At 68.0% G+C, this 6,735-nt stretch carries 3 protein-coding genes and 3 pseudogenes; 3 read left to right on the top strand and 3 right to left on the bottom strand.

Annotation, left to right across the window (positions count from 1 at the left end; translation table 11 throughout):
• Window positions 1-252: 252 nt before the first annotated feature.
• The 3 genes and pseudogenes from ACFWWR_RS48325 to ACFWWR_RS48315 form a co-directional block, all read right to left on the bottom strand.
• Window positions 253-522: pseudogene (locus ACFWWR_RS48325) on the bottom strand (xylosidase); the annotation flags it as partial.
• Between the two features lie 364 nt (window positions 523-886).
• Window positions 887-2,332, bottom strand: coding sequence for a glycoside hydrolase family 43 protein (locus ACFWWR_RS48320; RefSeq protein ID WP_383872126.1), 1,446 nt, complete (start codon window positions 2,330-2,332; stop codon window positions 887-889).
• The gene (locus ACFWWR_RS48315; RefSeq protein ID WP_384310745.1) at window positions 2,284-2,715 is read right to left on the bottom strand and encodes a hypothetical protein; all 432 of its coding nucleotides are present in this window, start codon (window positions 2,713-2,715) and stop codon (window positions 2,284-2,286) included. Before ACFWWR_RS48315 ends, ACFWWR_RS48320 begins: the two co-directional genes overlap by 49 nt.
• Before the next feature lie 428 nt (window positions 2,716-3,143).
• On the opposite strand from ACFWWR_RS48315, the pseudogene ACFWWR_RS48310 reads away from it, so the two are divergent.
• The 3 genes and pseudogenes from ACFWWR_RS48310 to ACFWWR_RS48300 all read left to right on the top strand — a co-directional run.
• Window positions 3,144-3,537: pseudogene (locus ACFWWR_RS48310) on the top strand (IS21 family transposase); the annotation flags it as partial.
• Window positions 3,538-3,854: 317 nt separating this feature from the next.
• Entirely contained in the window at window positions 3,855-5,297 is a 1,443-nt protein-coding gene (locus ACFWWR_RS48305) for a non-reducing end alpha-L-arabinofuranosidase family hydrolase (protein ID WP_384310743.1), read from the top strand.
• Window positions 5,298-6,521: 1,224 nt separating this feature from the next.
• Window positions 6,522-6,735, top strand: a pseudogene (locus ACFWWR_RS48300) (ABC transporter substrate-binding protein); the annotation flags it as partial.

Genomic DNA, 6,735 nt, shown 5'->3' with positions numbered 1-6,735 from the left:
CCGGACGGCGTAGTTCCGTCCGGCGCCCCCTCTCCACGTAGGGGCACCGGACGGAACGGCCCGTCATCGGTGCGCCTGCGGGCAACTGCTGCCGACGATGACGGCCAAGGCATACCGGCTCCTCAAGGCCATCATGAGAAGGCCCCGAACCTACCGGCCGAGCCGGGCTGCCGCCTTGCCCACAGCCGCCGGGCGGGGTTCCGGCGATCGAACAGGATGCTCAGGGTGCCGGAATCAGCCTCACGCGTCGTCGCCTGGCGGCCCGTCGGCGGCGGCGCGCAGCCAGACGCGGCTGCCGGACGCGGGGAGGTCGGCGCGGGCCTGCTCGGTGCCGGTGCTGCTGGTGTTCCAGCGGGCGTCCATGGTCAGGCCGTCGAACATCACCAGCCTGCTGACGCCATCCTGCCGCGTGACGTCGATCCAGGCGGAGGAGTCCCGCAGCATCGCCAGCCCGGCCCGGTCGCCGTCCGCCATCCCGGAGCAGTCGAGCACGACGGTCGCGGTGGAGGCGGGGCCCTGGATGTGTGGCCGGGAGGGCCGGGTGGGGGAGCGGGAGCTTGAGGGCTTGGTCTCGGTGTCGCGGCCGGTGTTGGTGGGGCGATTGCTTCAGCTGGATGCGGCTGGTGGTGTGACGTCGGCGCATGTGCGGGCGGGGGTGCATCCGCGGACGGTGTGGCGGTGGGTGGAGGCGGCGCGCAGTGAGGGCCGTGTGGAGCGTCGCAGGCGTTCCCGGTTCGAGTTGTCGGAGCAGGCGTGGGAGGTGCTGGCGCAGGCGGCGGAAGCCACGGATTCCCGTCCGAAGACTGTGCCGCTTAGCAGCACAGTCTTCGGACGGGAAGGCCGAATCCTCGGGCTTCAGCCTGAGGAGCAAGTCAACGCGGTGCGGTTAGGCGGCGCGGGTGAACTGCCACCAGTTCATGTTGAACAGGTAGCCGCTGCCGCCGGTGAACCGCAGGTAGAGGTCCTGGGTTCCCGTCGCGCCGCTCACTGGGCAGGTCACCGTGGTCCAGGTCTGCCAGCCGCCGGTGTTCGGCGCACTGCACCGGCCCACGACCGTCCCGCTCGGACTGCCCAGGCGCAGTTCGACGGTGCCGCCGCCGGTGGCGGAGGCCACGCGCGCGGTGAAGGAGGCCGCGCCGGATCCGAAGGCCGCGCCCTTGACCTTGATGTAGTCGTCGTTTTCGATCCAGCCGACGTTCATTCCGCCGTCACTGGTCCATTCGGTCTCGATCCCGGAGCCCCAGGCGATCGTCTCGGCCTCCTGGCGTACGTACGGATTGAGCGTGCCGAGCTGGGGTGCACCGGTGTCCGTCATGTTGATCGTCGGGATCGTTCCGTCAGCGTTGTAGGAGAACTTCTCCACTGCGACCGAGCGGGTGAAGTTGCCGCCGCCCGGGAGGGCGCCGTTTTGGTAGAAGAAATACGAGTTGCCCTGAAAGTCCACGATGCCCGCGTGGTTGGTGAAGCTGTTGCCCTGGGCGGGCATGACTGTTCCACGGTAGGTCCACGGCCCGGTCGGGCTGGGTGCCGTGGAGTAGGCGATGAACTCCGAGCAGCACTTGGCCGCGAACACCATGTAGTACAGGCCGTTCCGCTTGTAGATCCAGGGTGCTTCTTCGTACAGCGTGGGGCGGTCGGGGTTGTCGGTGCGGGTTCCGAAGCCCGCGGTGGTGAGGGGGATTTGGGTGGGGCTGCCTGCGTAGGACGTCATGTCCGCGTTCAGCTTGACGTACCAGAGGTTCGGGTTGCCCCAGTACAGGTAGGCCTGGCCGTCGTCGTCGATGAAGACGGTCGGGTCGATCTCACTGTTCTCTATCAGCGGGTGGCCGAGGGCGTCGCGGAAGGGGCCGGTGGGGCTGTCCGACACTGCCACGCCGATGGCCATCCGGCCGGTCGCCCGGGCTGTCACCGGCACGTACCAGTAGAACTTGCCGCCCCGTTCGATGGCCTGGCCCGCCCAGGCGTCGGTGGACGCCCAGCTGAAGGTGGTCAGGCTGAGCGGGGAGCCGTGGTCGGTCCAGTTGACCATGTCGGCGGAGGACCACACCCGCCAGTCCTTCATCACGAAGGAGGTGGAGCCGTCTTCGTCGTGCCCGGTGTAGAGGTAGACCCGTCCGTTGTAGACCAGCGGGGCCGGGTCGGCGGTGTAGACGTTCTGCACGATCGGGTTGTCGGCCCTGGCCGCGGTGGGCTGCACCGCGGCGGGCACGACGGCGAACACCAGCAGGAGGCCCACCACCCAGGCGGCTGCCCGGGTGAGTCCCGTACCGGTGGCGGGTGATCTCACTGCGGTCGGGTGAGCCGTTGGCCTGTGGACGGCGGTACTGGCCATGGTGTGGTCCTTCCTGGTGCTGCGGGTCGGGGACTGAGCAGCTGGTCAGATGCGGGGGAGGAACGTTGCTGCGCTCGGGGTGTGGTCAGTGCGAACCTGCGATACGGACGGAGCCGCCGCGTGTCTGCGCGGCGTAGCCCGTGACGTTGGCGCTCGCGACTTCGGCGCCGGTGCCGGTGGTGTTCCAGTTGCTGTCCGTCGCGGATCGTCGCGTAGTCCAGCTGGATGGTCGCGGTGGAGGTGGGTCCCTGAATCCGGTGGGTGAGGGTATTGCGGGCCCAGTACAGGTCGTTGGTGGCCGTCGCGGTGCGCAGGGTCAAGCCGTTGTTGACGGACCACTTGTCGTGGTCTGGATTGTGGTTCGATTCCCGCTTCGGTTTCACGGTCGTTCCGTCGAAGGCGTCGCCGCCGGTCAGTGGGGTGACCTGGCGGGATGGGGGCGGCGGCACGGGGCTGGGATACAACGTGCCCCAGGCACGGCCTACGAGTTGGACGACGGGCCGGCCGCGCCAGGCCCGACAGGAGGACCACGGCCGCGCGGCGCGGGCGCGGGCATGGTGCGGGCGACGTCACACGATGCTCCGGGAGGCGATCGGGGCTCGCCGCACGAATGCCGGGTGCACCTTCCAAGTCCGGCACTTGGCGTGTGGGGGAGAGCCTTACTGGTACGGATGATGCGGGTGCTGTCATGCCCGGCATGTGCACCATGCTCAAGCCGCTTCGGCCGGGCGCGTTCGGCACTGCGAACGTAAACCGATCCTTCGGACGGCACGGATCCTAGGAGTTGAGAGCGGACAGCACAAGATCCTAGATCGACCCATTCATGCCAAAGTGAGGAGTGGGTCGACCGGTCGCAGCGCACGGTGCGAGCCGACAAGCTCCACGAACGCCTCCATCTACTGGGGTTCACCGGGGACGAGCGGACGACGCGGCGGGCGGTCGCGCGGGCGGAAGGGAACAGTGGCGGGCCGGCCACTGTCGTACTTACCGGCCGTGGATCGCCGAGCCCGGTCTCTGGTTTCAGTTCGACTGGGGATTAGGCCCGAAGTGCCTGGTCCGGGCGGTGGAAGCGAGCGCGAGACGCTGTTGTTCTGCGCATGGCTGGCGTGGTCCCGCTTTTGCTCACCGACAACGAGAAGACGATGACCATCGACTGGGTCACCGGGATCGCGGTCCGTCATCCTCAAGTCGTGCACTTGGACCGGGCGGCAACCTTTTCGGGAGCGGCGGCAACCGGTACTGCAACGGTGCTTGTCCAAGTCCGCGCCCGCACCGCTACCTGACCCTCGTGTCAAAGACCCTTGCGACCACGGGACTTGTAGCCGCCTGGTTTCAGCCTGCGAACGTTTCTGCTCGCGAATCGTGTGAGAAGTATTGACGTTGATCGTCGGATCTTTATCATCCAATTGCTCGACACTTCGACCATTGTTCGGGATATCGGACATGGGTGTATCGCGTCGGCATCCGGACAGCCTCTGACGGGGTGGACCGGACCCGCTTGCTTAAGGATGACGAGGTCCTTATGCGCACACGTAGTTTCAGCCACAGACGCCCGTCGGCGGTGCTCGCCGCCGTGGTCGCGGCCCTGGCCGCGTTGGCGGCGCTGCTCGTCGCCGGCCCGGCCCAGGCGGCCACCACCAGCGACGTGCGCGGCGTTGATTCCGGCCGCTGTCTCGATGTGGCGGGCGTCAGCCAGACCGACGGCGCCAACGTGCACATCTGGGACTGCCACGGCGGCACCAACCAGCAGTGGACGCTGACGGACAGCAGTCAGCTGACCGTGTACGGCAACAAGTGCCTGGATGCCCGGGGCGGCGCCACCACCTCCGGGACCCCGGTGCAGATCTGGGCATGCAACGGCAGCGACAACCAGCAGTGGCGGGTGAACCCCGACGGCACGATCATCGGCGTGCGCTCCGGACTCTGCCTGGAAGTCGCGGGCTGGGGCAAAGCCAACGGCACGGGAGTGCAGCTCTGGTCCTGCCACGGCGGCACCAACCAGAAGTGGACCGGCCTGTCAGGGGCGAACAACGTGTGTGCTCTTCCACCGACGTACCGCTGGACATCGACCGGCCCACTGGCGGAGCCGAAGGCAGGGTGGGCCTCGCTCAAGGACTTCACCAGCGTCGTCTACAACGGCAAGCACGTCGTCTATGCCACGACGCACAACACCCTCGCCGGTAACGACGGGCGCTGGGGACTGACGACCTTCAGCCCCTTCACGAACTGGTCCGACATGGCCACCGCCACCCAGAACACGATCCCCTTCGACGGCATCGCGCCGACGCTGTTCTACTTCGCCCCGAAGAACCTCTGGGTGCTCGCCTACAACGGGGCTTGGCCCTACAGCTTCTCCTACCGCACCTCGAGCGACCCCACCAACCCCAACGGCTGGTCCGCGCAGCAGGAGCTGTTCACGGGCACCCTCCCGAAGGGCGGCCCCCTCGACGTGACCCTCATCGGCGACGACACGAACATGTACATGTTCTTCGCCGACGATGAGGGCGGCATCTACCGTGCCGGCATGCCCATCGGCAACTTCCCGGGCACCTTCGGTTCGTTCACGAAGATCATGAGCGACACGCCGCTCAACCTGTTCGAGGCGCCGGAGGTCTACAAGGTCCAGGGCCAGAACCAGTACCTCATGATCGTCGAGGCCCAGAACTACACAGGATACGGTCGCTACTTCCGCGCGTTCACGGCCACCAGCCTCGACGGCACGTGGACACCGCAGCCGCAGGCCGAGACCGTGACCAGCCCCTTCGCCGGCAGTGCCAACAGTGGCGCGACGGCCTGGACCAGGGACATCAGCCACGGCGATCTGGTTCGCACCAACCCCGACCAGACCAAGACCATCGACCCTTGCAATCTGCAGTTCCTCTACCAGGGACGCGACCCCAGCACCGACGGCGGGGACTACGGCCTCCTGCCCTACCGGCCGGGCGTGCTGACACTGCAGCGCTAGCCGGTGGCATGACACAGGTCCGGCTCCGGTGTTCCTGACGTTCGTAGGCAACGACGTACGCCGAACCGGGCCCGGAGTACGTCGGCGTCGTGGAGTTCGGCGACGGCTCGACGACGGTGGGCCGCACACCGCTGACCGTGACGCCGTAACTCCACAGCTCCACAGCTCCGTAGCTCCAATGATCCGGACAGACCGCCCGCGAACTCCCGTGATTTCGTGGGCGGTTCGCATGCTCCTGAAGCCCAGACCTCCGCCGATTCCCCCGATGGGACGGCAGGGCACCCCATCGCCCGGGGCCGGCCACCACCTCCATCTCCACAAGTAGCAATGCCGGTAGAGAAGGTGGAGCGGGAGGTAGTACACGTGGTGCGGCGGGACAGGGCGAGAATAACGTCGGCCGCGATCTGGGCGACGGTCAACGGCAACGCGGCGAGGGTGGCAGTGGCGGTGACCGTGCCTTTGACCGCCGCGAGGGCGCTCTCGGCCCCCCGCACGGCGGCCAGGATCCGGTCGGCGTGGTCGAGGAGCACCCGAGATCACGGGCGCGGCCGCCGTCGAGGCCCGTGCTGGCGCCGTGCTCGACCTTTCTGCTGATCTTCCCCGACACCGTCTTGCTGCCCCGCCTGGATACGGCCGAGACCGCCACGGCGGAGACCACCATGAGTACGGCTGCCTGGACACCACCGTCTGCCCGGTGCTCCGCAGGCTCTCTCCCAACTCCGCCCGGACCTCCATCGGCGCCCCATGCACTTCACGCCACGGCACCACCCACCCGGCCAACGGTGGCCGCAATAGCAGGCCCAGTGCGACTCGCATCACACCGGGTGCCCCCATGGCAACAACATCTGATGTGTCAGATACCGTCTTGTCAGATGAATGGCTCGCGTCAGCGGGTCCCATCCTCGATGGAACAGCGAAGAGTCCTGATGAGCACACTCGAATTCACCGGCCTCGATCTGGACGTTCCGGTCGCAGCAAGAACAGGACCGCCACCCTCGTCAACAGCGAGCAGGAGGCGCTGCCGACCGACGCCGGCCGCACCCCCGCCGACGGCCACCGGCTCGCCTCCGACATCCTCGACTCCGGCAAGCTCACCGCCGGTCTGAGGCGCAGACCGTACGAGACCACCGGCTTCGCTGCTTCCGCTCCCACCCTCCCGGCCGAGGCGGTCCGCCGCCCGTGCGCCGGGAACATCCCTGCCCCCACGCAGAGAGGGTTACCCAAGTGACCAGCCTTCCCAGCCGACGGCGCCTCCTCGCCACCGGAGCGGGCGCCGCGCTCGGCCTCGGCACGCTCGGCGCCACGGCGTCCCCTGCCGCGGCAGCCCCCACCACAGCCGCGCGCGGCGCCGGCGCCGAGGAGACCAGGACCCTCGACGAGCTGTACCAGGCCGCCATCGCCGAAGGCGGCAAGCTCGTGATCTACGCGGGCGGCGACC

This window comes from Streptomyces sp. NPDC058678 (assembly GCF_042714835.1).
In the GTDB taxonomy this organism is placed as follows: Bacteria; Actinomycetota; Actinomycetes; order Streptomycetales; family Streptomycetaceae; genus Streptomyces.
The sequence above is the reverse complement of the archived record's forward strand: the minus strand, read 5'-3'. Positions and strand labels throughout refer to the sequence as shown.